25 protein-coding genes and 3 riboswitches are annotated in these 22,449 nt (G+C 48.9%); of the genes, 8 read left to right on the forward strand and 17 right to left on the reverse strand.

Features of this window, described 5'->3' with window-relative positions; all coding sequences use genetic code 11:
- Positions 1–104 precede the first annotated feature (104 nt).
- Positions 105–249, reverse strand: a riboswitch (FMN riboswitch).
- A gap of 183 nt (positions 250–432) precedes the next feature.
- Genes B4C70_RS06480 through B4C70_RS06495 form a run of 4 tightly spaced genes read right to left on the reverse strand, consistent with a single transcriptional unit; the run spans position 433 to position 4,167 of the window.
- The gene (locus B4C70_RS06480) at positions 433–1,638 is read right to left on the reverse strand and encodes a M20 family metallopeptidase (protein WP_290777719.1); all 1,206 of its coding nucleotides are present in this window, start codon (positions 1,636–1,638) and stop codon (positions 433–435) included.
- A gap of 22 nt (positions 1,639–1,660) precedes the next feature.
- Entirely contained in the window at positions 1,661–2,479 is an 819-nt protein-coding gene (locus tag B4C70_RS06485; RefSeq protein WP_029342773.1) for a MetQ/NlpA family ABC transporter substrate-binding protein, read from the reverse strand.
- 19 nt (positions 2,480–2,498) lie between these two features.
- Positions 2,499–3,149: a methionine ABC transporter permease gene (locus B4C70_RS06490; RefSeq protein ID WP_023469541.1), complete on the reverse strand. Its 651-nt coding sequence runs from the start codon at positions 3,147–3,149 to the stop codon at positions 2,499–2,501.
- Positions 3,139–4,167 (reverse strand): methionine ABC transporter ATP-binding protein, encoded by a 1,029-nt coding sequence (locus B4C70_RS06495; RefSeq protein ID WP_214728401.1) that lies wholly within the window; start codon positions 4,165–4,167, stop codon positions 3,139–3,141. The genes B4C70_RS06490 and B4C70_RS06495 overlap by 11 nt, the downstream gene beginning before the upstream one ends.
- A gap of 86 nt (positions 4,168–4,253) precedes the next feature.
- Positions 4,254–4,357, reverse strand: a riboswitch (SAM riboswitch).
- 249 nt (positions 4,358–4,606) lie between these two features.
- A riboswitch (SAM riboswitch) is annotated at positions 4,607–4,708 on the forward strand.
- A gap of 67 nt (positions 4,709–4,775) precedes the next feature.
- Here B4C70_RS06495 and B4C70_RS06500 point away from each other — a divergent pair.
- Positions 4,776–5,534: an alpha/beta hydrolase gene (locus tag B4C70_RS06500; protein WP_251137616.1), complete on the forward strand. Its 759-nt coding sequence runs from the start codon at positions 4,776–4,778 to the stop codon at positions 5,532–5,534.
- Between the two features lie 81 nt (positions 5,535–5,615).
- Here B4C70_RS06500 and B4C70_RS06505 read toward each other — a convergent pair whose 3' ends face one another.
- The gene (locus B4C70_RS06505) at positions 5,616–6,230 is read right to left on the reverse strand and encodes a thymidine kinase (RefSeq protein ID WP_035410895.1); all 615 of its coding nucleotides are present in this window, start codon (positions 6,228–6,230) and stop codon (positions 5,616–5,618) included.
- Positions 6,231–6,413: 183 nt separating this feature from the next.
- On the opposite strand from B4C70_RS06505, the gene B4C70_RS06510 reads away from it, so the two are divergent.
- Complete coding sequence (locus B4C70_RS06510) at positions 6,414–7,064, forward strand: DedA family protein (protein WP_290777728.1); 651 nt, start codon at positions 6,414–6,416, stop codon at positions 7,062–7,064.
- 35 nt (positions 7,065–7,099) lie between these two features.
- Here B4C70_RS06510 and B4C70_RS06515 read toward each other — a convergent pair whose 3' ends face one another.
- Together B4C70_RS06515 and rho are read right to left on the reverse strand one after the other, a co-directional pair.
- A complete protein-coding gene (locus tag B4C70_RS06515; RefSeq protein ID WP_023469546.1) occupies positions 7,100–7,345 on the reverse strand; it encodes a type B 50S ribosomal protein L31 in 246 nt (81 codons plus the stop codon).
- A 91-nt stretch (positions 7,346–7,436) separates the two neighbouring features.
- The gene (gene rho, locus B4C70_RS06520; protein ID WP_056064138.1) at positions 7,437–8,810 is read right to left on the reverse strand and encodes a transcription termination factor Rho; all 1,374 of its coding nucleotides are present in this window, start codon (positions 8,808–8,810) and stop codon (positions 7,437–7,439) included.
- A gap of 355 nt (positions 8,811–9,165) precedes the next feature.
- Between rho and B4C70_RS06525 the strand changes: the two genes are divergently transcribed.
- Complete coding sequence (locus B4C70_RS06525) at positions 9,166–9,843, forward strand: C40 family peptidase (protein ID WP_214728403.1); 678 nt, start codon at positions 9,166–9,168, stop codon at positions 9,841–9,843.
- A gap of 399 nt (positions 9,844–10,242) precedes the next feature.
- On the opposite strand, the gene glpX is transcribed toward B4C70_RS06525, so the two are convergent.
- From glpX to B4C70_RS06550, 5 genes are all read right to left on the reverse strand, one after another.
- Positions 10,243–11,208, reverse strand: a complete 966-nt coding sequence (gene glpX / locus B4C70_RS06530) for a class II fructose-bisphosphatase (RefSeq protein WP_035410722.1) — start codon at positions 11,206–11,208, stop codon at positions 10,243–10,245.
- A 32-nt stretch (positions 11,209–11,240) separates the two neighbouring features.
- On the reverse strand, positions 11,241–12,488 hold the full coding sequence (murA, locus tag B4C70_RS06535; protein WP_214728405.1) for a UDP-N-acetylglucosamine 1-carboxyvinyltransferase: 1,248 nt from the start codon (positions 12,486–12,488) through the stop codon (positions 11,241–11,243).
- Between the two features lie 28 nt (positions 12,489–12,516).
- A complete protein-coding gene (gene fsa, locus B4C70_RS06540) occupies positions 12,517–13,164 on the reverse strand; it encodes a fructose-6-phosphate aldolase (protein WP_023469552.1) in 648 nt (215 codons plus the stop codon).
- 154 nt (positions 13,165–13,318) lie between these two features.
- Positions 13,319–14,173 (reverse strand): class II fructose-1,6-bisphosphate aldolase, encoded by an 855-nt coding sequence (gene fba / locus B4C70_RS06545; RefSeq protein WP_214728407.1) that lies wholly within the window; start codon positions 14,171–14,173, stop codon positions 13,319–13,321.
- A 132-nt stretch (positions 14,174–14,305) separates the two neighbouring features.
- On the reverse strand, positions 14,306–14,680 hold the full coding sequence (locus B4C70_RS06550; protein ID WP_214728409.1) for a response regulator: 375 nt from the start codon (positions 14,678–14,680) through the stop codon (positions 14,306–14,308).
- Between the two features lie 94 nt (positions 14,681–14,774).
- Here B4C70_RS06550 and B4C70_RS06555 point away from each other — a divergent pair, with 94 nt between their 5' ends.
- A complete protein-coding gene (locus tag B4C70_RS06555; protein ID WP_035395788.1) occupies positions 14,775–15,284 on the forward strand; it encodes a DUF2529 family protein in 510 nt (169 codons plus the stop codon).
- A 102-nt stretch (positions 15,285–15,386) separates the two neighbouring features.
- On the opposite strand, the gene B4C70_RS06560 is transcribed toward B4C70_RS06555, so the two are convergent.
- On the reverse strand, positions 15,387–16,982 hold the full coding sequence (locus B4C70_RS06560) for a CTP synthase (RefSeq protein WP_023469561.1): 1,596 nt from the start codon (positions 16,980–16,982) through the stop codon (positions 15,387–15,389).
- 270 nt (positions 16,983–17,252) lie between these two features.
- Entirely contained in the window at positions 17,253–17,777 is a 525-nt protein-coding gene (gene rpoE, locus B4C70_RS06565; protein ID WP_023469562.1) for a DNA-directed RNA polymerase subunit delta, read from the reverse strand.
- 170 nt (positions 17,778–17,947) lie between these two features.
- On the opposite strand from rpoE, the gene B4C70_RS06570 reads away from it, so the two are divergent.
- From B4C70_RS06570 to B4C70_RS06585, 4 genes are all read left to right on the forward strand, one after another.
- Positions 17,948–18,391, forward strand: coding sequence for a GNAT family N-acetyltransferase (locus B4C70_RS06570; protein WP_286949545.1), 444 nt, complete (start codon positions 17,948–17,950; stop codon positions 18,389–18,391).
- A 45-nt stretch (positions 18,392–18,436) separates the two neighbouring features.
- On the forward strand, positions 18,437–18,754 hold the full coding sequence (locus tag B4C70_RS06575) for an ArsR/SmtB family transcription factor (protein ID WP_023469564.1): 318 nt from the start codon (positions 18,437–18,439) through the stop codon (positions 18,752–18,754).
- A gap of 65 nt (positions 18,755–18,819) precedes the next feature.
- Positions 18,820–19,248, forward strand: a complete 429-nt coding sequence (locus B4C70_RS06580; RefSeq protein WP_023469565.1) for a DMT family transporter — start codon at positions 18,820–18,822, stop codon at positions 19,246–19,248.
- 12 nt (positions 19,249–19,260) lie between these two features.
- Positions 19,261–19,740: a DMT family transporter gene (locus B4C70_RS06585; protein WP_214728413.1), complete on the forward strand. Its 480-nt coding sequence runs from the start codon at positions 19,261–19,263 to the stop codon at positions 19,738–19,740.
- Between the two features lie 394 nt (positions 19,741–20,134).
- On the opposite strand, the gene B4C70_RS06590 is transcribed toward B4C70_RS06585, so the two are convergent.
- Genes B4C70_RS06590 through B4C70_RS06600 form a run of 3 tightly spaced genes read right to left on the reverse strand, consistent with a single transcriptional unit; the run spans position 20,135 to position 22,394 of the window.
- Complete coding sequence (locus B4C70_RS06590; protein WP_023469567.1) at positions 20,135–20,605, reverse strand: heme-degrading domain-containing protein; 471 nt, start codon at positions 20,603–20,605, stop codon at positions 20,135–20,137.
- Positions 20,593–21,642, reverse strand: coding sequence for a Gfo/Idh/MocA family oxidoreductase (locus B4C70_RS06595; protein WP_290777737.1), 1,050 nt, complete (start codon positions 21,640–21,642; stop codon positions 20,593–20,595). The genes B4C70_RS06590 and B4C70_RS06595 overlap by 13 nt, the downstream gene beginning before the upstream one ends.
- A complete protein-coding gene (locus tag B4C70_RS06600) occupies positions 21,639–22,394 on the reverse strand; it encodes a DeoR/GlpR family DNA-binding transcription regulator (RefSeq protein ID WP_290777740.1) in 756 nt (251 codons plus the stop codon). The genes B4C70_RS06595 and B4C70_RS06600 overlap by 4 nt, the downstream gene beginning before the upstream one ends.
- Positions 22,395–22,449 lie beyond the last annotated feature (55 nt).

Below are 22,449 nucleotides of genomic sequence, written 5' to 3' on the forward strand. Positions count from 1 at the left end.
TAGAAGGGTTCACGAAATACACGGTTCGCTTCCTGCATTTTTTCATGCAGAAAGAGACCGTCTCCTGAAAACATTTTTTCAGAAAACAGCTTGAATCGCGTCGTTTCGTTCTTCTCCCATCCGGACTTTACCGTCGGCCCTGGAATCTCACCAAGTCAGCCATGATGCGTACATCACAGGTCGCGGGCTCGTCGATCGATTGATCGCATCACCGCCGGTTGGGATTTTCACCCTACCCCGAAGAACTGGATTATTGAGTTATACAATTTTAGCCTAGCATATCTTTTTCAAGAAAACAAAGCGCAAATGCTTCTGTCTTGTCTCTTTTTTGATTTCGCTCCAGTTCTGTCACTCATCACCAATTCGTGATCGATCGCATCTCAAAAACGACCGGAGCACTTGATAGCAGTGCATCCAGTCGTCGTTTTCCGCTTATAAATATCCGTTCTTCCGATCGTGGAATTCTTGAGCGATCGCCCCGCGCGTCCGTTCATCAGCGAGGACGCGAAGCGCTGTCCGAGCGAGGATTTTCGCCCCCGTGATCAATGCTTCATCTCCAGCTTCTGAACGAGCCGCTTCTTTGAATGCTTCCGTATGCGCGACGAGATCGTCCGGACCAATCTTGATATACGGATGGATCGTCGGGATGACTTGACTGATGTTACCGGCGTCCGTTGAGCCAAGACCCGGTCGTTCGTCCAAGTGAACGATTTTGCCAAGCGCTTCTGCTTCTTCTTGGAACAGACGGTCGAACGTCCGGTTGAAGACGAGGTTATCGACTTCATTTTGGAACGCGATGACGTCAAGCGTCGCCCCAGTCGCGAGTGCCGCGCCTTGGGCGACGGCTTTGACTTTTTCCGTGACGGCATTTAATCGTTCCCGTGTCGTTGCCCGGATGAAGAAACGTGCTCTTGCGTATTCCGGGATGATGTTCGGCGCATCGCCTCCATGCGTGATGATCCCGTGGATCCGGACATCGTCTGGTAACTGCTGACGTAAGGCATTGATTCCGTTGAAGAGTTGAATGACAGCGTCGAGGGCGTTGATGCCTTCTTCCGGTGACGCCGCTGCGTGTGCCGGACGACCCGTAAAGGCAAAGTCGAGTGGATCGACCGCAAGGGAAGAACCCGTGATCCGTGTTTGTCCCGACGGGTGGACCATCAAGGCCGCATCGATCCCTTCCAGTAACTGATGTTTGACGAAACTGCCTTTCGCACTACCGTTCGGTCCACCTTCCTCGGCTGGTGTTCCAAGGACAACGACACTCCCGCCGACTTCATCGAGCACTTTACTGAGCGCGATCGCCGCTGCGACGCTCGTCGTGCCGATGATATTATGACCGCACGCGTGACCAATACCCGGCAACGCATCGTATTCAGCAAGAAAGGCAATCGTTGCGCCTGGTCGGTCGCTCGATTTCTTCGCGAAGAACGCGGTATCGTGCCCCGCGACGCCGAGTTCTACTGTAAAACCTTCCGCTGTTAGACGCTCCGCATGGAGCCGCGAAGCAAAGAATTCCTCGTTCCCGATTTCCGGCGTTGCATGAATTCGGTGACTTGTCTCAAGATACGATTCTCGTTTTTGTTCGATGTCCTGTTCAATCGTCTCTACCCATGTCGTGCGTACTGGTGTCGTCATACTGTCCACTCTCCTTTTGAAATTATTCGCCGATATCGCTCAGTGGAACGAACGTCGGGATCGTACTGCCTTTGTATTCTTTTTTGATGAAGGCCGCGACATCTTTTTGTTGATACAGCGATGCGATTTTTTTCAGTTCTTTTTTGTTCTTGTCTTCTGTTCGTGTTGCGATGATGTTGATGTATGGTTTTGCTGTCTCGTTCTCATGAACGATTGAGTCCTTGATCGGGTTGAAGCCAGCGTCAACGGCGATGCCATTGTTGATGATTGATGCCGCGACGTCCGGTAAGACGCGTGGCGTTTGTCCAGCGACGATCGGAACGATTTTCAGCTTTTTCGGATTCTCGACGATCTTATCGACCGAACCGTTGCCATCGAAGTCGTCCGGTAGCTTGATCAGACCTGCTTCTTGCAGTAACAAGAGGGCGCGTCCCATGTTCGTCGCTTCGTTCGGAACAGCGATTTTTCCGCCAGTTGGAATGTCTTTGACATCCTTGTATTTATCCGAGTAGATCCCCATCGGTGCGATGACAGTCGTCGCAATCGGCGATAGCTTCAAGTTATGTTCTTTCTTGAAAGCGTTGAAGTAGGAAATCGTCTGGAAGGCATTGGCGTCGATCTCACCCTCAGCCAGTGCCATGTTCGGCTGGACATAATCGGAGAACTTGACGAGTTCGATTTTGATGCCTTCCTTCTCTGCTTTTTTCGCGACATAATCCCAAACTTGTGTGTCTGAACCGCTGACACCGAGCTTGATCGTCTTTTCGTCTTCTCCTGATGCTGCGCACCCGGCAAATAAAATCGTCGTGAGTGTTGCTCCAATTGCTACTGCTTTTTTCATGGCTGAATCGCTCCCTTGATTAATGTCTTCTGATTTTTCGTGCGACGATGTTGCCTGTCGTCTGTAAGCCTTGGACTAAGATGACGAGAATCCCGACCGTGATGATCATGACTTTCGTATCAAACCGTTGATAGCCGTAAGTAATTGCTAAGTCACCCAAACCGCCACCACCGATGGCGCCTGCCATCGCCGACGCCCCGATCAAGCCGACCGTCGCGATCGTTAAGTTCAGGATGAGTGAACCGAGTGCTTCCGGTAGGAGGAAGCGGAAAATCGTTTGAAACGGTGTCGCGCCCATCGCTTCTGCTGCTTCAAGAACGCCTTTATCGACTTCGAGTAAAGAACTCTCGATCAGACGCGCCATGTACGGTGCAGCGTAAAAGACGAGCGGAACGATTGCGGCTTCTGTTCCGATCGATGTCTGAACGATCAAGCGCGTCAACGGGATGATCGCGACGAGTAAGATGATGAACGGAATCGAGCGGAAAATATTGACGATACTGTTGAAGAACGTGAACAACGGAACATTTTCAAGTAACGCTCCTTTTCGCGTGACGACAAGCAGGATACCGAGTGGTAAGCCGATCAAGGTCGAGAACAAGAGCGAAACGGATACCATCGTCATCGTCTGCAAGAATGCTGTCCAGATATCACTGTAGTTAACTAGCATCAGCGAGCACCTCCTCAACGGTTACCTGCGCCTGATCGATGTAGTGTAACGCTCGTTTCACTTCTGTCGTCTCACCGATCAGTTCAACGAGTAATGTGCCGAACGGCGTATCCTGCAACTCCGTGATGCTACCGTGCAGGATATTGACATCGACGTCGAAGCGTTTTGCGACTTGCGATAAGAGTGGTTGTCCGGTGTGATGTCCAAGGAAGTGAATCTTATAGATTGGATTCGCATTCCGGGACTCGATCAACTGACGAATCGACGCTGGAATCTCGTCATGCATGACGGAGCGAACGAAATTTTTCGCTGTCTCAGTCTGCGGGTTTGAAAAGACATCAAAGACCGTTCCTGACTCGATCAACTTTCCAGCTTCAATGACGGCGACCCGGTCGCAAATCTCCCGGATGACGCCCATCTCGTGGGTGATCAAGAGAATCGTGATCCCGTACTCGGCATTGATCCGTTTTAATAACTGAAGAATATGATGTGTCGTCTGGGGATCAAGTGCTGACGTCGCTTCGTCACATAAAAGGACGGAAGGTTGCGTCGCGAGTGCCCGGGCGATACCAACGCGCTGTTTCTGCCCACCCGACAATTGATCCGGATAATGATCTGCTTTGTCCGCGAGATCGACGAATTCGAGTAACTCCGTCACCCGGCGGCGAATTTCGTCTTTCTTGACGCCTGCGAGAACGAGTGGTTTCGCGACATTCGTAAAGACCGTGTTCGCATTCAACAGATTGAAGTGCTGAAAGATCATCCCGATCCGTTGTTTTGCTTGGCGTAACTTTTTCGGAGACAGTTGCGTTAAATCTTCCCCATCGACCGTCACCGTTCCTGACGTCGGTCGTTCTAACAGATTGACGCAGCGGAGCAGTGAACTTTTCCCGGCACCGCTAAAACCGATGACCCCAAAGATTTCACCTTTTTCGATCGTCAGGTCGACACCGTCGAGCGCTGCAATCGTCTGATCTTTCGTGACGTACGTTTTTTTGACTTGATGAAATGCAATCATTCCGTTTTCCCCCTTCATTCAACAAAAAAGGTCCCTTCTTGAGAAACAAGAAGAGACCTGGATCCGCACAGTGGCAGAATCCACTCCACTCATCTCTCAGACATCTGTCTGATGGAATTGGCACAGTGCTCATAATGAGTCTGTTGCCGAGGTTTCGTAGGGCCAGTCCCTCCACCTCTCTGGATAAGTATTGCGGTATGAAATTCGTATGTGTGTTGTTGTGTTGTTGCTTATGTCGTAAAACTAATTTTTACATTACGGGTCGAACCTTTAAAAGTCAACCAACTTTTCAAAAATAATCCATTTGGCGCATATCGATGGATGAACAAGTTATGAGTTAGCTTACTGAACGGATCATGATTCGTCAAGAACGATTTGACAAGTCATTTTCGGTCGTGCTACCATCGTTTCAATGATTAATCCGACAATTCCAATATGATATTTATCAAGAGTGAACGAGAGACCTGGCTCTATGACTTCACGGCAACCTGCAATCTGTAAGGTGCTCCGACCAGCAAAGCGCGGCTTTGGATGATACGGTGAAAAACTCGTGGGCGTCCAAGCAGTGACGTCGACGAGTTTTTTTCATGAATGGAGGAAAAATAGTAATGATGAACTATCCTGTATTGACTGGTGCTGAAGCATTTTATCTTCAAGGTGGACCGATCGGCATTCTAATCTGTCATGGTTTTAACGCCACTCCGCAGAGTGTCCGGGACGTCGGTGAGGCATTTGCTGCCGAAGGTTTTACCGTCTATGCCCCGCGCTTACGTGGACATGGAACGAACGTCCGCGAGTTTGAACAATCGACTGCTCGATGTTGGAAGCAAAGCCTGCAAGACGGCTATGAACGTTTACAAGAAACATGCGATCAAGTCTTCGTCATCGGTCAATCGATGGGTGCGACGCTTGCGTTGTCGCTCGCTGCTGACGGCATTCCGTTTGCCGGCATCATTACGATCAATGCCGCACTCTCCGTTCCATCCTATGAAGCACTTTCGTTCGAGGACGGTCCACAGTACTTACCGGAAGGGGCACCGGACATTAAGCGAGCAGCCTTCGAAATCATTTATGACCTCGTTCCGAGCCGTTGTGCGTTCGAACTCGTCCGTCTAATGGATGAGACAAAAGGACGCCTCGGATCCATTCTCCTGCCGACATTGATTCTCTACTCGGCGACCGATCACGTCGTTCCGCCGTCGAGCTCGGATTATCTGCACCAGCACATCGGGACGAATGATAAACGAATCTACTGTCTCCTCAACTCGTACCACGTCGCGACCCTCGATCATGATCAGGATTTGATCGTGCGTGAGACGATTCGTTTCATCGAACGCTCGAGTCGTTTCTCACAGGAAACGGGATAAAAAAAAACAGCTATTCGTCTTCACTTAGAAGCGAACAGCTGTTACATCAAAGGACGACCATCATCGGTTCGTCTTTTTTGTTTATCCTTTTTGGTGTTGCATCGTTTGGAGCGGCTTCGGCTTTCCTGGCACTTCATGGCAGTGGCGGCACCGTGGCTCATACGATTCTGAAGCGCCGACTAAAATGATCGGATCATCATAGTTCGCTGGTTTTCCATCAATCAAACGTTGTGTCCGGGAAGCCGGATCGCCACATGAGAGACAGATCGCCTGAAGTTTCGTCACAAATTCTGCGCGCGCCAGTAATTCCGGCATCTTGCCAAATGGCTCTGCCCGGAAATCCTGATCGAGTCCTGCACAAATGACGCGTTTTCCGTCTTGCGCAAGTGCTTCGATGACTTGAACGATCTCATCATCAAAGAATTGAACTTCATCAATTCCGACAATTTGTGTTTCTTCCGCTACTGCTGCATAGAGATCACGACTCGTCGCCATTGGAATCGCCACGACGGAATTTCCGATGTGAGAGACGACATGCTCTTCATGGTACCGGTCGTCGATTGCCGGCTTGAATACTTGAACGGGCAGTTTGCCGTACTGTGCCCGTCTGACACGACGAATCAACTCTTCCGATTTCCCGGAAAACATACTACCACAAATTACTTCGATCCAGCCGTACTGATTTATTACATGCATCATCGTCCGACACCGTCCTCTAAAAATAGTCACTTTAACGAGTATAGCTCGAAACGGTATTGAGAAAAAGGGTTGACTTCCGGAAATCAAAATTCATTTTTTCTTTACCTAGAATTTTTGTCCTTTCATTCCAACCTTCATCCATTTCCTGTACACTAAAGAAGAAGATTCTCGCGAAAGAAGGTGTCCCCGATTCATCATCTCTTACATGACATTCTGCACCAATATGGCGCCCTTGGTCTTTCCGTCCTTCTCGCAGGTGGTATCGTGGGATTGCCGGTTCCTGATGAGACCTTGCTCGTCCTGTCCGGTTTTTGGATGCATCAAGGCAATCTACCGCTGTTCGGTACGATTCTTGCCGTTTACGCTGGCAGTTGCATCGGAATGACGATTAGCTACGTGCTGGGCTTAAAACTCGGCATGCCCCTGTTGCATCGCGTCGGACCAAAGATGCGCATCTCAGAAAAACACATTCTCTCCGCTGAAGCCGGGTTTCGTCGTTACGGCAAATCGGTCTTGATCATCGGTTACTACATACCTGGTCTTCGCCAACTCTCTGCTTTTTTTGCAGGTGTTTCAAAAATGCCGTTTCGCATTTTTGCGAGTTACGCGTATACAGGTGCTTTGATTTGGGTCAGTGTGTTCTTGGGCGCCGGCTACTTTGTTGGTCGTCATATCTCGTTCCATAAAGTCGTCGACTACATCTTGGCACATCCAGATGCCATGCCGTACTTGATCGGGATCGTCGGCGGGATTGCTTTCTCGTTCGTCTTAAAGACGTACCTTACGTACCGTTCGCAATTCAGCCTATACAAAAACAGCCTGCTTCCGTAATGGAGGCAGGCTGTTTTTTAAGAACCGGCAAGTAATTACTTGCGGCCGTATTTTTTGTTGAAGCGATCGACACGACCATCTGCCGCGTTGAACTTTTGACGACCTGTGTAGAATGGGTGCGAGTCTGAAGACACATCCACACGGATGAGTGGGTACTCGTTACCATCTTCCCAAGTGATCGTTTCGTTCGAAGAACGAGTAGAACCGCTTAAGAATTTGTACTCAGTCGTTGAATCCATAAATACTACTTTGTTGTAGTTAGGGTGAATTCCTTGTTTCATGGTTGATTTCTCTCCTTCCGCCCTGGTCCATTTGCTGAGCCAGAGTAAGTTACCTTCCTATACTAAACGATTTTTTTACGCGTCGCAATAGTTATTTTTCCGTCGTTGCTTCCTTCTTGACGGTACGCGGTTTAGCAGGTGCACGTCGGACCGTCTTCTTCTTTTCTTTCTCAAGTTCAGCAAAAAATTCTTCATTATTTTTCGTGTCGCGAATCTTACGCAGGAACGTATCGACGAACTCGTTCGACTCGTTCATCGTCCGACGAATCGTCCAGAGCGCATCGAGTTGCTCTTTCGGAAGCAAGAGTTCTTCCTTCCGCGTACCTGATTTGCGAATGTCGATTGCTGGGAAGATTCGGCGTTCCGACAGCTTACGATCGAGATGTAGCTCCATGTTTCCTGTTCCTTTGAATTCCTCATAGATGACGTCATCCATGCGGGATCCCGTCTCGACGAGTGCCGTCGCAAGAATTGTCAAACTGCCACCATGTTCGATGTTTCGCGCCGCACCAAAGAACCGTTTTGGTTTGTGGAACGCTGCTGGGTCAATCCCCCCTGAAAGCGTCCGTCCGCTTTGCGGCACTGTTAAGTTATACGCACGAGTCAAACGCGTGATCGAATCCATCAAGATGACGACATCTTTTTTATGTTCGACAAGTCGCATCGCCCGTTCAAGGACAAGTTCAGAAATCCGCACATGGTTGTCCGGTGTTTCGTCGAACGTTGAACTGACGACGTCTGCTCCCGGAACTGAACGCTCGATGTCAGTTACTTCCTCTGGTCGCTCATCGATCAATAGAATGATCAGCTCGACATCCGGATGATTCTCTTGAATCGAGTTTGCGATTTCTTTGAGGAGTGACGTCTTCCCTGCTTTTGGTGGTGCGACGATCAAACCGCGTTGTCCAAACCCAACTGGTGCAATCATATCCATGACACGAACCGATAAATGACGCGGCTCTGTCTCAAGACGCATTAAACGATCCGGATAGATCGGTGTCAGCGCCGGGAAGAACAAACGGTTACGCGCTGTATCCGGTGCTTCGCCGTTGACGGCTTCCACACTAAGTAACCCTTGGAAACGTTCGTTTTCCTTCGGTGGGCGTACTTTACCTGTGACGACATCACCATTACGTAGATTGAAGCGTCGGATTTGAGAAGCGGCGATATAGATATCTTCAGAGGATTGGGAATAATTGATAGGGCGAAGGAAGCCGAAGCCACCATCGTTTTGCATTTGTGGATTACCAGGGATGACTTCAAGTACCCCTTCGAGGAAATAAAGACCTGTTGATTCCGCCTGTGCTTTTAGAATCTTGAACATCAACTCACGCTTACGGGCTTCCCGATATTGCGGGACATTCTTCGTCTTTGCGATTTCATATAATTCTTTTAATGTCAGCTGGCTCAATTGAGCCAAAGTATAGGAACGTTCAGGTTTATCTTTTTTATCAGTTGTTGGCATGTTTTTCACCTATTCTTTATAAATTCAACTGCATTCAGCATACTTCCATACATACATCAGGAGGTATGTAATTTCTTTCGTGAACTAAAGGTATCATATTTTTTTAAATTCGTCGTCAACAATCCTTTGCGTTTCTTACTTTGTAATATTCAAGGATATTATTTCAGTTATGTTACAAAAGCATCTATTTTGTCTTCTAACTGAAAAAACGTTTTTAAGGGCGCACATGCTAAGATATTCCTGCAGACAAAATTCTTACACAGTTGTAAGGTTCACTGCTTAATTACACACTTAATGATTTCATCATATAACTTACGGACGCAACACAGTACATTAAAACGGAGGAATTCTTAACATGAAACGTTTTCTAGCATCGATCGCGACAGCAGCCTTAGTGGTTTCAGGTTTTACATCAGTGGGTACAGGTAAAGTTGAAGCAGCAACAGTCACGAAAGTCAAGATCACGGACAACGGTCTTCGTGTTCGGACAGCTCCTTCTACGAAAGCAAGCATCGTCGGGAAAGTCAACGCTGGTCAAGTCTTTACATACAAAGGCAAATCAGGCAGCTGGACAAAAATCTCATACGGCGGTAAAACACGTTATGTCTTCTCACAATACACAAAGACATACAAATCATCTTCAAGCGCTAAAAAATCAACAAGCACATCTTCTAAACGGACGAAAATCCTGAACGAAGCAGCAAAACATAAAGGTACACCATACGTATGGGGCGGAACAACGACTCGTGGATTCGACTGCTCTGGTTTCACAAGCTACGTTTACAAGAAAGCGGCTGGTAAAACATTGCCACGTACGTCTTCTTCACAATATTCTTCTTCTAAGAAAGTCCGCGTTTCAAGCGTACAACCAGGAGATCTTGTCTTCTTCTCACACGGTAGCGGCATTCAACACGTCGGGATCGCAACAAGCAAGTCAAGCATGGTTAACTCAGAAACAGGTGGCGTTAAATACTCAAGCTTCAAATCAGGGTACTGGGGTTCACGCCTTGTCGGCGCAGGATCTTACCTTTAATTCATCATCTCAAAGCGGTTGAGCATTGGCTCAATCGCTTTTTTTCATCTTATTCAATTCATAAGAAGGAAATAGGATGCATGTCTTCATCACAGGTGCTTCAAGAGGTCTTAGTCGTGAATTCGCTTATCTGTACGATAATGAAATCACGTCCTGCTCGTCAAACGTGAGACAATGCTCTTCAAAACGAAATTTCATGTCGAGCGATTTGGAGGCACTGCAATCTTCCCATACGATTTAACGAAGCGGAAAACGTTAGCACGTTTCCTTTTCCTCTAGGAGTTGAGGATGAACGTCTTGATTCCTAGAAACATAGCAAAAAGAGTTGGTGTTTCGGAAATTATCCGAAACACCAACTCTTTTTTATCGATCAAGTCCTCACGTATGAGTCCGTCTCTTTTACTTAATGACAAGCTTCGGTTTTTTCTTAAACGAGTGAATGCCTTCAACGAAACGAACCGTTCCGGATTTCGCACGCATGACGACAGAGTGTGTCTGACCGCCTTGTGCCGTGAACTGGACACCTTTCATCAACTCACTGTCCGTGACCCCTGTCGCAGCAAAGATACAGTCGTCTCCTGCGACGAGATCGTCCATCATGAGAATCTTCGATGGATCTTCGATGCCCATCTTCTTACAACGTTCGATCTCGGCATCGTCTGCTGGTAACAAGCGCCCTTGGAGCTCTCCACCGAGACACTTCAAGGCAACGGCAGCAAGAACGCCTTCCGGTGCGCCACCTGAACCGAGCAAGATATCAATCCCTGTATGCGGGAACGCCGTATTGATCGCACCAGCAACGTCACCGTCACCAATCAAGCGAATCCGTGCCCCTGTTGCCCGAATCCGTTGAATGATTTCTTCATGACGTTCGCGATCAAGGATCGAGACGACGACGTCTTCGATTTCCTTGTTCTTCGCCTTTGCGACGGCTGCGATGTTTTCTTCAATCGTCGCATCCAGACTGATGTGTCCTGCTGCTTCCGGACCAACTGCAATCTTATCCATGTACATGTCCGGTGCATGGAGTAAATCTCCCGCATCCGCAACAGCGAGGACAGCAAGTGCGCCCCATGTTCCTTTTGCGACGATATTCGTTCCTTCGAGCGGATCGACAGCGACGTCAAGTCGTGGTCCATACCCATTTCCTAGCTTTTCTCCAATGTAAAGCATCGGTGCTTCATCCATCTCGCCTTCCCCGATGACGACGGTTCCTTTCATCGGAATCGTATCGAAGACATCACGCATCGCGCTTGTTGCCGCATCATCCGCTTCATTCTTCAATCCTTTTCCCATCCAGCGTGCAGAGGCAAGTGCTGCCGCCTCCGTGACGCGTACAAGTTCCATTGATAGACTTCTCTCCATGTGTATGTCCCCTCTCCCTTGTTACAAATCGGTCAAATCGTTTCACGCCATACGAGGGCGCCTAGTTCCTTCAACTTCTGATCATATCGTTCGTAACTCTGGTCAAGCACTTCCGCGTGGTGCAATGTCGTCTCCCCTGAAGCGAGAAGTCCCGCCAAGACAAGTGCTGCGCCACCGCGTGGATCTGGTGCCTCGATTTCCGTACCGAGTAAGGATTCGCCACCACGAATGATGATCGAAGCGTCTTCATGCGTGATCCGGGCGTTTAAGCGCCGCAACTCCTGTACATGTCGGAAACGTTGCGGGTACAACTTATCGACAACGATACTCGCTCCTTTCGCTTGCAACAACGCTGCCGAGATGACAGGTTGTAGATCGCTTGGGAATCCACCGTAGTGGAAGACACGAATATCGACCGGCTTCGCCTCCTGGAATGTCGCCGTGACGGAATCATCTGTCACTTCGATCAACGCACCATACCGCTCGAGTTTTTGGATAACGCTCTCGAGATGAAGCGGAATGACGTTATCGACGGTGACGCGCCCAAGTGCAGCGCCCATCGTCAAAAACGTTCCTGCTTCCATCCGGTCTGGAATCAAGGTATGCCGGCAACCACTCAGGCGTGAGACACCTTTGATTCGAATCTCATCCGTTCCTGCCCCTTTGACATTTGCTCCCATGTTCGTCAGCATCGTACTGACGTCGATGACTTCTGGATCATAGGCAGCGTTTTCGATGACAGTCGTTCCTTCAGCGAAGACAGCGACGAGTAAAGCACTGATCGTCGCTCCGAATGACGGAAGATCGAGATAGATTCGGTTTCCGACGAGACGGTCAACGCGCATGTAATGGACGCCCTGCTCGTTACGTACGGAAACACCGAGACGCTCCAGTGCTTTGATGTGTAAATCAATCGGTCGTGGTCCGATCGCATAACCCCCAGGCAGACCGACGACTCCTTGTTTGAATCTGGCCGCCAGAACGCTCATAAGGTAGATCGATCCGCGTAACTTGCGCGTCTCCGCACCAGTTAACGGCATCGATTCAACCCGACTTGGATCAATCGTCACCATATCGCCTTGACGTGTCACGACCGCGCCGAGCGTCTCCAAAATCTCGATCATTGTCGCGACGTCGCCAATTTCCGGCACGCCTTCTAGAACGACCATCTGATCCGTCAGTAGAGCTGCAGCAAGACACGGAATGGCGCTTTGCTTCGAACCACTGATTGATACGGTTCCTTCTAGGCGTTGTTGCCCTACGATATGCAAAATGTCCACGTTCCATCAACCTTTCTCTTCGCTACGATTATTGCTGCGTTTTTTCCCAGTCCGCGAGGAACTTTTCAATTCCTTGCGTCGTGAGTGGGTGGTGTGTGAGTGACTCGATGACCGAGAATGGAATCGTCGCGATGTCTGCGCCCGCAAGAGCAGCGTTCGTCACGTGAACCGGGTTCCGGACCGATGCCGCAATGATTTGTGTCGGAATATCATGTACGACAAAAATTTGAGCAATCGTCTCGACGAGGCCCATTCCATCTTGACCGATGTCATCTAGACGACCGAGGAATGGTGATACGTATGTCGCACCAGCACGGGCTGCGAGTAATGCTTGGTTCGGATTGAAGATCAATGTGACGTTCGTCGTGATCTTCTCTTTTGAAAGTGCTGCGACCGCTTCGAGTCCGGCCGGAGTCATTGGAACCTTAACCGTAATGTTCGGTGCGATCTGGGCAAGTTCCTTCCCTTCGCGAATCATTCCTTCTGCATCAAGCGCGATGACTTCAGCGCTGACAGAGACATCTCCGACGATTTCACAGATTTCACGAAGTCTTGTATGGAAATCGACGCCTTCCTTAGCGACGAGCGATGGATTCGTCGTGACACCATCTAAAATCCCCATTTTATGTGCTTTCTTGATGTCCTCTACGTTTGCTGTGTCAATGAAAAATCTCATCTTTCTCGTTCCCCTTTCATCCCCTGAAATCGCTTACGACTCTATTATAGGTTTTTTTCACGAGAAGTCCTACTGTTTTCCATCGAATACACGTTCATATGATATGAAAAAAGCACGGTAGACCGAAGTCTACCGCACTTTAAAGAGGAGTCGATTAAGCTTTGTTGCTTGAACCGAACTCACGCATCTTACCGATGACAGTTTGTTTGATTGCTTCACGACCTGGTGCGATGAATACGCGTGGGTCATATGCTTCTGGTTTCTCAGCCAACACTTCACGAACGACTTTCGCGAATGCGATTTGGTTCTCTGTGTTAACGTTGATTTTTGAAGTTCCGAGTGAGATCGCTTTTTCGATATCGTGTGTCGGAATTCCAGTTCCACCGTGAAGAACGAGTGGGAGGTTTGTAGCGTCACGGATTTCTTCCATCTCTTTGAATCCGAGGTTTGGTTCACCTTTGTATGGTCCGTGAACAGAACCGAGTGCAGGAGCAAGCGTGTCGATTCCAGTTTCTTTAACGATGCGTACACACTCGTCAAGTTTCGCGTACATGACATCACCGATGACGTCGTCTTCTTGTCCACCAACTGTACCAACTTCCGCTTCAACTGAAACGCCTTTAGCGTGAGCGTATTCAACGACTGCTTTAGTTGTTTCGATGTTTGTGTCAATCGGGCTGTGCGAATCATCGATCATGACAGATGTAAATCCAGCGTCGATCGCTTCTTTACATTTTTCAACGCTCGAACCGTGGTCGAGGTGGATTGCGACTGGAACTGTTACTTTCATGTCGTGTACGAGACCTTCAACCATTTTCACGACAGTGTAGAATCCGCCCATGTGGCGTGCTGCACCTTCAGATACTCCAAGGATAACTGGTGACTGCTCTTCTTGAGCCGCACCGAGAATCGCTTGTGTCCACTCGAGGTTGTTGATGTTGAATTGACCTACTGCATACTTACCTTCGAGAGCTTTGTTTAACATGTCTGTCATAGATACTAATGGCATAATGACATCCTCCTCTGTTTTGATCGCTGCTTACACGAACTCGTGCAATTTCAGACTGATTATAACATACTGATTCATCGGAACGTACAGCATTTCGCTTGGTTTTTTGGTTTGTGACGGCGACGTGAAGGATTAACCGCTTACATCGTGAGAAATTTGCACAGTCACTTCTTTTTTTAATTCGAAGATGTCAAATGGCTTCCCGAAGAAGGCGACGACCCCTAATCGTTTCGCTTCTTCCATCGCTTCTTTTTCATCGAGTGCCGTCATTAAAATCGTCCGGACACGTCGTCCGATCCGGTCCTGATGACGTAAAACCTCGATCCCGGTCCGCCCCGGCATGTTGACATCCATCAACAGCAAATCATATGCCGTTTCTTGTAAATAGACGATCGCTTCCTCTCCATCGACGGCGACGTCCGTTTCATACCCTTCTGCCCGGAACAATTGTGCAAGTAAGTTCCGGATTCCCGGCTCATCCTCGACGATCAACAATCTGCCTTTCATCTCTGCCACTCCCCCTCTAGTTATTTCCATTCTACACTAAAGCAAAACTTGCTTTATACTGTCCTTGAGAGAAATACAGAAAGGATGAAGAAAAATGATGAAAATCTTAGCTACACAATTCAACGGAAAATTGCAAACGCTCGCAAAACAGGAAGACGAACTATTCGATGTCGTCCGTCTGCTCGCACAAGCGCTCGTCGGAGAAGGCACGGTCTACGTCGATGCCTACGGCGAATGTGAAGGACTCTATCCGATGCTCTCAGAAGGACCGGACCAGATGAAACGGGTTACGAAAATCAAGGATCGAAAGACCTTGCATGCTGTCGATCGTGTCTTGATCTTCACGCCAGATACGGAACGCTCCGACCTTCTCGCTTCTCTTGCCCGCTATGACGCATGGCATACGCCTTATGCGATCGTCACACTCAGTGACGTGACAGAAACGCTCGAGCGTTCGATTGCACCGCTCGCATTGAAGTTTAATAAGGGACTACTTCCGGCAGAGGACGGTTCACGTCACGGACTGCCGAGTCTTGCCCTTTGCGCGTTCCTCTTGACACATATCTTGACACAACTACAAGAGATGACGGAAGAGTGGGATTAACACTTTTCTTCTATAATATGTAGTTCTTAATCTAATCAATCAAAAAGACGCGGTAACCTTCAATAATGCTGAAGGTTACCGCGTCTTTGATTATCTTTCTTTTCATTCACCAAGTGAAGCTTGGATGAAGTCATGGAAGAGCGCTTGTGGGCGTTCTGGACGTGAGATCAATTCTGGGTGGAATTGACACGCGACGAACCATTTGTGTTCTGGAATCTCGATGATCTCAACGAGACGACCGTCTGGGCTCGTACCTGAGAAGACCATGCCGTTCGCTTCGAACTGCTCACGGAATTCGTTACCGAACTCATAACGGTGACGGTGACGTTCGTAGACGAGCTCGCTTGAATACGCGGCACGTGCTTTCGTTCCATCTTCGAGTTTACATGGGTAAAGTCCGAGACGGAGTGTACCACCGAGATCCTCGATGTCTTTTTGTTCTGGCAACAAGTCAATGATTGGGTATGGTGTCGCTGGGTCGATTTCCGCTGAGTGTGCGCCTTCAAGATTGAGTACGTTACGTGCGAATTCAACTGTCGCGAGTTGCATACCGAGACAGATACCGAAGAACGGTACGTTGTTTTCACGTGCAAAACGTGTCGCTTCGATTTTCCCTTCGATTCCGCGTTCTCCAAATCCACCAGGAACGAGAATTCCGTCTGCTGAACCGAGCAATTCGTTGACGTTTTCACGCGTCACGTCTTCTGCGTTGATCCAGTCGATTTCGATGTCACTGTTGAAGGCAAATCCAGCGTGTTTCAATGCTTCTGCGACCGAGATGTACGCATCACGCAATTCGACGTATTTCCCGACGAGTGCGATCTTCGTCGTCTTCTCGAGGTGCGTCACTGTGTGAACGAGTTGTTTCCAAGCCGTCATGTCAGCAGCTGGTGTATCGAACTTGAAGTAGTCACAGACGAGTTGGTCCATGCCTTGACGTTGCAAGTTGAGTGGTACTTCATAGAGTGTCGATGCATCTTGTGCTTCGATGACTGCTTCCGGACGTGTGTCACAGAAGAGAGCAATTTTATCTTTCATCTCTTGTGGGACTGGGTGCTCCGCACGTAAGACGATGATGTCTGGCTGGATACCGTAGCTACGTAGTTCTTTGACACTGTGTTGTGTCGGTTTCGTCTTGAGCTCACCTGCCGCTGCAAGATACGGAACGAGCGTACAGTGAACGTACATGACGTTTTCTTTCCCGATATCGTTTTTCACCTGACGAATGGCTTCGATGAACGGAAGCGATTCGATATCCCCTACTGTTCCACCAATCTCCGTGATGACGACGTCAGCGCCCGTTTCTTTTCCAGCACGGAAGACGCGATCCTTGATTTCGTTCGTGATGTGCGGAATGACTTGAACCGTTCCACCGTTGTAGTCGCCACGGCGTTCCTTCTTGAGGATCGTCGAGTAGATACGTCCAGACGTGACGTTCGCGTTCTGGCTCAAGTTGATGTCGATGAAACGCTCGTAGTGACCAAGGTCAAGGTCCGTCTCTGCGCCATCATCCGTGACGAATACTTCCCCGTGTTGGTACGGGCTCATCGTACCCGGATCGATGTTGATGTACGGGTCGAATTTTTGGATCGTGACGTTGAGGCCACGGTTTTTCAAGAGACGAGCGAGCGATGCAGCGGTGATCCCTTTACCGAGTGACGATACGACGCCACCTGTTACGAAAATATACTTTGTCATGTTAAATATTACTCCCTTCCCTAATTCACATCTCAACAATACAGAGGTGGTAAAAACAAAAAAGCAAAAGTGCCCCCATTGGAATAGGAGACACTTTTGCTGAAATAAGCACGTTGCTTAAAGAAGCCCATGACTAACTTACGTCATTCGGAAAACTTCGTCAAGCCTAATTTTTCAAAGAAAAATTTCCGTGCTCGTTCGTCAGCCGTCAACGAAAAAACTGCCATTTCTATAGGGAAATAGCAGCTGTACAGTTGTGGTTGATCGTGCTTAGACTTCCTCTTCTTCTTCGAAGTCTTCTAAGTCTTCTTCGTCGAGATCATCATCGAGATCATCGATGGCTGCGACTTTTTTGAACGTATCATCGTCTTCGCTGTCGTCAGCTGAATCATAGTCCGCTGTTTTCGCGAATGTATCGAGATCGTCTTCGATCGTCTCGAACTCGTCTTCTTCTGCATCATAGTTGAACTCTTCTTCAAACTCATCGAGTTCTCCACGTTGACGCGCTTCGATGACGAGATCCTCATCCGACTTATCGAACGGATACCAAGCGCGGAGTGACCAACGATTTGCTCCGACGTTGACGAAGTTTCCGTCGATGTTCATGTCTGTATAGAGTTGAGCAAGTTTCTCGAACTTGTCTTCTTCATCTGTAAACGTATGGTACTTTTCGATTTCTGACGTGATGTCATCGAACGTGATTGGCTGTTCGCCAGCTTCTTGCAACATTTCGTTGACGAATTCGATCAGCGAAAGATCAGTAATCTCTTCTTTACTTAAACGGCTGAGGCTCATTGTGACGGCCACTTCCTTTCATTTGCGTTCAATCCATTACTTCTCATTATACGCAAAACGGCTTTTAAAAATCCAGTCTCTATTTAAAAAAAGCTCGAATTGATTCTCGATTCGTGTTTTTCCTACTCCCGAAAAAGGAATATCCAAGGGAGAAGAAGGAGGAATGACAGATGGAGATGACAATCGAACGGGTCAACGATTTTGATGACTTCAACTGGTTACCAATCTTATCAAAGAGTACACAGGAAGGCTATCCCTTCATCGAACGGATGCTACGTGAACGACGAAACGAGACGTTCCAAGAGGACGGTGAGGCATTGTTCGTTGCCTTATCTCTGTCCGGACACGTCATTGCGTGCGGGGGTTATATGAAACAAACCGACACGAACGACGTCGGTCGAATTCGTCATGTCTATGTCTTACCGGAAATGCGACATCACGGTGTCGGTACGCAACTGCTTGAGAAAATCATCCCAGAAGCGCTGTTGACGTATTCCGAGCTCTGGCTCTATACGGACGATGCCAGTACATTTTATGAACGCTTCGGTTTTGAGCCGTATACGGTAACCAAAGTGACACATCGACTTTTAAAGCATGCATTCGTTCAACCTTAAGTGTCTTGGATTGACATATCGAGAATCATCGATTAGTTTAAGCGTATGACAAATCAAGTGGATCTATTCAAGGCATTATCGAACGAGGTACGTCTTGATATCTTACGCTGGCTCAAGGATCCCGAGACTCATTTCAATAAACCGACGGCCCATCTCGCGACGAATCTGTCGGACAAGGGAGGCATTTGCGTCGGAGATATCCAAGAGAAGGCGAACTTATCTCAATCGACCGTCTCCCAATATCTTGCGATGTTGCAAAAAGTCGGATTGCTCGAATCCGAACGTCACGGCAAATGGACGTATTACCGGCGAAATGAAGAAAAAATCCAGGAGCTCGCAGCGTACCTCAAAGGAGAACTTTGATCCGTTCTCCTCGCCTTACATATCGACATTTCCCGATATTTAGATTCGTAAAAGGATGAATTCTGTTGAAAATCGTGTATTACGTACTCGCGTTACTTGCGGGTATCGCACTCAGTGTCGAAGGGGCCATCTATGGTGAGCTCGGGAACTTCGTCGGAAAACTCGAAAGTAGCTTTTATAATTTCTTCGCCGGTACGATCATCATCGGACTGATCGTCCTCTTCTTCGGAAAAGGTTCACTCGGCTATACATTCCGCGCACCGAAATGGACCTTGCTCGGTGGTCTACTCGGTAGTATCTACTTGACGATCTTGATCATCAGCATCCCGCTCGTTGGTGTCGGTCTCGCCATGATCAGTGTCATTATTGGACAAATGATTGCCAGCATGGTCATTGAACATTACGGCTGGCTCGGTAGTCCGAAACGTCCAATCAATCGTGACAAGCTGACAGCTTCTGCTTTGATGCTCGTCGCTCTATTTCTTATCTTTTAAGGAGGTTCGCTCGTGAATATTCTATTACTCGGTTTTACATTACTCGGCGGCGTGATGCTGAGTGCGCAGTCATCGATCAACGGTGCCTTCAGTCAAAAGGCAGGGGCTCTAGAAAGTACGTTCCTGACTTTCTTCACCGGGATGCTGATTCTCGCACTCGCCATCCTGTTCTTTGGTCAAGGAAACGTCTTGCTCTTGCTCGAAGCACCACGTTGGCAACTCAGTGCCGTCCTGTTTGGGGTCAGTTATCTATTCCTGACGATTCTTGCTGTTCCGCAAATCGGTGTCACGGCAGCTAGTATCGCGACTGTCATCGGTCAACTCGCAGCAGGGATGGTCATCGACCACATCGGTGCATTCGGTGGCGTCGTCGTGCCGCTCGATGGAAAACTTCTGCTTGGTCTGCTTGCGATGCTGGCTGCGCTTTACTTCGTCTATCGCGGGAACACACGCAAAGACGTGTCCGCTTCATCTGATTCAATGGCATCGTGACGATTGTCCTCACGATTCGTTCACGCGCTTTCCTCAGGCGAGACACAAGCCAGTCTCGGCTGTCAGTGACAGCCGACACGGGTCTTGTTTGTCTCTGACAGCGCAATATCTTGCGCTTTTTCCTGTAGGAGTCGCGTGAACAACGTGAGTCCGACTGTTTCTCATGATCTATCAAATAGAACATAAAAAAACCGAAATGCTGAAGTGGATCTACTTCAGCATTTCGGTTTTTTCGTGTCGAACGATCCGTTGATGAACGTGCAAGACGAATACTCCTGCGGGAAAAGCGGAATGGGTGAGACCCCGTAGGCGCGAATGCGGCGAGGAGGCTCGCCTTCCGCCCGCGGAAAGCGAAGTCTTGCACGAGAATCAACACTTGTGTTTTATAAATACCTTATTGCCCCAGCTGTTGTCTCTTAAGTAAGCGCAACGCTTCCGTCGCGAGGCGATGATCCGCTTCCTGCGATAGACCGGAAACGGTGATCGTACCGACGACACCGACTCCTTCGATCCGGATCGGGAACGATCCACCGGCATCGGCATAATCAGCTGGCGAAACGGCATACATCGAGTGGTACGAGCGATGTTTACTTTCATTATACCGACGCATGTAGAGCGAGCTATAGCCATGCCGCAAGACGACGTTCGATTTCCGGCGGATCCACTCTTCCTGATCCGGTGCCGTACCGTCGAGCGCCGCGTAATATAAACGCTGTCCATTCCGTTTGATTTCAACGGCGATCGATAAGTTCTCCTTCATCGCTCGTCCGATCAATTCATGTCCCATCCCGATCGCTTCCGTATTCGTCAAGGACGTCAAGACGAGTTCGTCCTCTTCCGCTAGCAACACCTTCAATTCTTCCATGCATCCCATTCCTTTCGTAAGAGGCGTCGTCCTTCATCACTGCTGATGCGCACCGCTTCAATCAAACGCATCGTTTTTTCTGCGTCACGTAAATCGACAGGTACTCGTCCTCCGCGAAGTCCCTCCGCCAACTGTTCATAAAACTTCGCATAACTGCCTGGAAGTGTCGCGAGACGCTCGACGGGCTGATCGGCGATTTGAAGGTAACCGTAGGAATCTACTTCATCTTCACCGAGCTGTTCGTTCACCGGATGACCTTTCGCAAGCCGTCCTTCTTGCGGGTCCATTCCATATTTGACGTAACTGCCTCGTGTCGCATGAAACTCGAAACGTGGCGTTGGTCCTTGGATGAAGGATGTCGAACGAAGGATGACACGACGTGTACCATAATGTAGCGTGATATGGAAACCGTCATCGACGACAGCACCGTCACGTTGCAGGTAGACGTCGCCCGTCAGTGCTTCCGGTTCTCCGAACAAGGCAAGTGATTGATCGAGTAAGTGTGAGCCGAGATCAAACAGGATGCCGGCGCCACTTCCCGCTTGTTCCCGCCAGCGTTCCCGAACGACCGGGCGATAGCGATCAAAGCGTGATTCGATGACTTGCCAGTCGCCGATCTCGTTCATTTCCATCAATTGTTCAAGTGTCAGGAAGTCACCGTCAAAACGACGGTTTTGATAGACGGCGACTTGAACGCCGTGTTGTTTCGCTAACGTTTGCAGCGCCAGTGCTTCTTCGATCGTCACGACGGCCGGCTTTTCGAGTAGGACGTGCTTCTTTGCTTCAATCGCTTGTTTTGCCATTTCGAAATGGAGTGCCGTTGGTGTCGTGATGATGACGAGTTCCGTGTTCTCATCCTGCAAGGCTTCAGCAAGTGTCGCGACGACCGTCGCCTCACTGAAATAGCGCGCTACCTGTTCCGGTCGACTGGAGACGACTTGTGTCACTTCAAATGCCGGTAATGCCTGTAAGAACGGAACGTGGAACGTCACCGCTGAAAAGCCGAATCCGACGAGCGTCGTTTGAATCGGGTTCATGTTGTTTCCTCCTCTGTCACGTCGAGATCGACATGATAATGATCTAGTCGTTCTTGCCACGTTGCGTCTGGTACTTGATCGGTGACGAGCACATCGATTTGTCCCCAGTCACAGACCTTATGCAAAAAACGCTTATTGAATTTCGTATGGTCTGCGAGGACAATGACACGGGTCGCGCTTCGAATCATCGCTTTCTTTACGACCGCTTCTTCGAGTTGTTCCGCAAAAAGTCCTTCTTCCGTCAATCCACATGCTCCAAGAAAAACACAATCAACTTGATAATTCAGGATGTCGTCTGCCGTCTTGATTCCACTTAAGCTGCGTGCATGCCGGTCGAAACGTCCTCCCGTGACGTACAGCTCAATATCCGTGCGAGCTCCGACATAGTCTGCGATGTCGAGGGAGTTCGTGATGACTTGTAGTGAATATGGCGGAAGTGCTCGTGCCATCTCAGATACCGTCGTTGCAGCATCGAGCAATAAGCGATCGTTCGCTTGGACGTGACGCGCTGCACGCTGTCCGATTCGCCGTTTTTCCGGTTTCTCTGTCCGCTGTTCATATGCAAGCGTTCCACCAGCACGGACTAATCCATTCTTAACGCGAATGATCTCCCCTTCTTGTTCGAGGACGATGACGTCACGACGTGCAGTATCTCGTGAAATCTGATACTCCTGCATCAATTGATCGAGCGAAATTTCAGGACTCGTCTTGATCCATTCCCGCATCTGTTGCAACCGTTCGATTTGCCCCATCGATTCCCGCCTCCTTTTTCTTTATGTTAAGTTTTTTCATTACAATATGCAATTT

The organism is Exiguobacterium sp. UBA5002, from assembly GCF_002396765.1.
Lineage (GTDB): Bacteria > Bacillota > Bacilli > Exiguobacteriales > Exiguobacteriaceae > Exiguobacterium_A.

Coding starts and splice junctions, on each gene's coding strand:
- B4C70_RS06480 (WP_290777719.1), bottom strand. CDS start 1,638: ATGACGACACCAGTACGCACGACATGGGTAGAGACGATTGAACAGGAC.
- B4C70_RS06485 (WP_029342773.1), bottom strand. CDS start 2,479: ATGAAAAAAGCAGTAGCAATTGGAGCAACACTCACGACGATTTTATTT.
- B4C70_RS06490 (WP_023469541.1), bottom strand. CDS start 3,149: ATGCTAGTTAACTACAGTGATATCTGGACAGCATTCTTGCAGACGATG.
- B4C70_RS06495 (WP_214728401.1), bottom strand. CDS start 4,167: ATGATTGCATTTCATCAAGTCAAAAAAACGTACGTCACGAAAGATCAG.
- B4C70_RS06500 (WP_251137616.1), top strand. CDS start 4,776: ATGATGAACTATCCTGTATTGACTGGTGCTGAAGCATTTTATCTTCAA.
- B4C70_RS06505 (WP_035410895.1), bottom strand. CDS start 6,230: ATGCATGTAATAAATCAGTACGGCTGGATCGAAGTAATTTGTGGTAGT.
- B4C70_RS06515 (WP_023469546.1), bottom strand. CDS start 7,345: ATGAAACAAGGAATTCACCCTAACTACAACAAAGTAGTATTTATGGAT.
- rho (WP_056064138.1), bottom strand. CDS start 8,810: ATGCCAACAACTGATAAAAAAGATAAACCTGAACGTTCCTATACTTTG.
- B4C70_RS06525 (WP_214728403.1), top strand. CDS start 9,166: ATGAAACGTTTTCTAGCATCGATCGCGACAGCAGCCTTAGTGGTTTCA.
- glpX (WP_035410722.1), bottom strand. CDS start 11,208: ATGGAGAGAAGTCTATCAATGGAACTTGTACGCGTCACGGAGGCGGCA.
- fsa (WP_023469552.1), bottom strand. CDS start 13,164: ATGAGATTTTTCATTGACACAGCAAACGTAGAGGACATCAAGAAAGCA.
- fba (WP_214728407.1), bottom strand. CDS start 14,173: ATGCCATTAGTATCTATGACAGACATGTTAAACAAAGCTCTCGAAGGT.
- B4C70_RS06550 (WP_214728409.1), bottom strand. CDS start 14,680: ATGAAAGGCAGATTGTTGATCGTCGAGGATGAGCCGGGAATCCGGAAC.
- B4C70_RS06555 (WP_035395788.1), top strand. CDS start 14,775: ATGATGAAAATCTTAGCTACACAATTCAACGGAAAATTGCAAACGCTC.
- B4C70_RS06560 (WP_023469561.1), bottom strand. CDS start 16,982: ATGACAAAGTATATTTTCGTAACAGGTGGCGTCGTATCGTCACTCGGT.
- rpoE (WP_023469562.1), bottom strand. CDS start 17,777: ATGAGCCTCAGCCGTTTAAGTAAAGAAGAGATTACTGATCTTTCGCTG.
- B4C70_RS06570 (WP_286949545.1), top strand. CDS start 17,948: ATGGAGATGACAATCGAACGGGTCAACGATTTTGATGACTTCAACTGG.
- B4C70_RS06575 (WP_023469564.1), top strand. CDS start 18,437: ATGACAAATCAAGTGGATCTATTCAAGGCATTATCGAACGAGGTACGT.
- B4C70_RS06590 (WP_023469567.1), bottom strand. CDS start 20,605: ATGGAAGAATTGAAGGTGTTGCTAGCGGAAGAGGACGAACTCGTCTTG.
- B4C70_RS06595 (WP_290777737.1), bottom strand. CDS start 21,642: ATGAACCCGATTCAAACGACGCTCGTCGGATTCGGCTTTTCAGCGGTG.
- B4C70_RS06600 (WP_290777740.1), bottom strand. CDS start 22,394: ATGGGGCAAATCGAACGGTTGCAACAGATGCGGGAATGGATCAAGACG.